This is a genomic window from Burkholderia sp. E168m23 (assembly GCF_016586125.1).
Lineage (GTDB): Bacteria > Pseudomonadota > Gammaproteobacteria > Burkholderiales > Burkholderiaceae > Burkholderia > Burkholderia orbicola.
The window spans coordinates 1-1,736 of the sequence record NZ_BCPP01001213.1; the positions used below are offsets into that span (position 1 = coordinate 1).

2 protein-coding genes are annotated in these 1,736 nt (G+C 66.9%); one reads left to right on the plus strand and one right to left on the minus strand.

Annotation, left to right across the window (positions count from 1 at the left end):
• The coding region (locus tag JMF90_RS35790; protein WP_201326223.1) for a Tar ligand binding domain-containing protein at positions 1 to 1,148 on the minus strand (1,148 nt) is incomplete at its 3' end.
• A gap of 230 nt (positions 1,149 to 1,378) precedes the next feature.
• Here JMF90_RS35790 and JMF90_RS35795 point away from each other — a divergent pair.
• Positions 1,379 to 1,736: MFS transporter (locus JMF90_RS35795; protein WP_201326224.1), on the plus strand; the 358-nt coding region annotated here is incomplete at its 3' end.

Here is a 1,736-nt window from a genome sequence, read left to right on the forward strand (position 1 = left end):
GCATTCAGCGCGAGGATGTTGGTCTGGAACGCGATGCCTTCGATCGTGCCGATGATGTCGGCGACCTTCTGCGAGCTCTGGTCGATTTCGTTCATCGTGCCGATCACCTCGCCGACGACCGTCGCGCCGCGCGTCGCGATCTCGCTCGCGCTGTCCGCGCAGGCCTGCGCCTCGAGCGCGTGGTCCGCGTTCTGCTTCACGGTCGCCGTCAGTTGCTCCATGCTCGCGGCCGTCTCCTGCAGCGCCGACGCCTGTTCCTCGGTGCGCTGCGACAGGTCGGTGTTGCCGGCCGCGATCTGGTGCGTCGCCGTCGAAATCGCTTCGGAGCCGTGGCTCACCTGGCGCACCGTATCCGCGAGGCTGCGCTGCATGCCCGTCACGCCCTTGACCAGCTCGGCCATCTCGTCACGCGACGACCAGCGCACTTCCGACGTGAGGTCGCCGTCCGACAGTCGGCGGAAATGCGACAGCAGGCGATTCACCGGTTGCGTGATCGCGAAATGCAGGCCGATCGCGCAACCCAGGCACGCGGCCAGCCCGAATGCGATGCCCGCGATCGCGCCCATGCGCATCCAGCCGTAATAGGTCTGCGCGGTGTCGTACACGTCCTTGCCGCGCCCGGCCTGGTACGCATCGAGCGCGTCGGTCGCCTGCGTGAGCGCGACCGACAGCGGCGGCGCGACGGTCATTAGCAAGCGGTCGGCTTCGTCGCGCCGCCCTTCGCGGATCGCATCGATCATCGGCTTCAGCGCCTGCCCGATCAACGCCTGGCGCGCGGCATCGAGGCGGCTCGCGAGCGGGCCCTCGTCGCCGTCGTGCGGCATCGCCGCGTAGTTGCGCCATGCCGTGTCGGCCTTCGCGAGATAGCCCTCGGCCTTCTTCACGAGCTCGGGCACCTCCGGCGCTTCCGGATGCAGCAGCGCACGGTCGAGCGTGGTGCGCACGATCGTCAGGTTCAGGCTCGCCGCGGACAGCGCGGTCTTCGCCGCCAGTTGCCGCGTATAGGCCTCGTCGAGGGCGCGGTTCGAGCTCTGCATGCCCGCGAGGCCGATCAGCCCCGACACGACGAGCAGCACGGCAACGAGGCCGAGCGTGGAGAAGATCCGCGTACGGATGGAGAAACGGGAAAACAGGGCGTTCAGGTTCATGACGGCACGTGAGCGGTGAAAAGAGCCGCGGCAATCGGTCCGCGGCCCTCTCTATTACGGTTTGCCTGCACAAAACTTGAGTCCGGCCCTGCCTTGCGGCTGATCGTGGTCAATTTTTCCGGCGGCAATCTCCCGTTACGACTGCAACATATCGAGGCTGGGCAGAAATTGACTAGTCAATCATTAATGGCTATATTTCAACCCAATTCCCTGCCATGGCAGATATCTCGATGACCACCGACACCCTCCTCACTCCGCCGGCCGCCGACGCGGCCCGCCGCGACGCGCCGACCGGGCTGATCGTCGCCGCGCTGCTGCTCGTCATGCTGCTGTCCGCGCTCGACCAGACGATCGTGTCGACCGCGCTGCCGACGATCGTCGGCGAACTCGGCGGGCTCGACCAGTTGTCGTGGGTCGTCACCGCGTACCTGCTGTCGTCCACCGTCGTACTGCCGCTGTACGGCAAGCTCGGCGACCTGTACGGCCGCAAGATCGTGCTGCAGGCGGCGATCGTGCTGTTCCTCGCCGGCTCCGCGCTGTGCGGCGTCGCGCAGGACATGACGCAACTGATCGTGCTGCGCGCGCTGC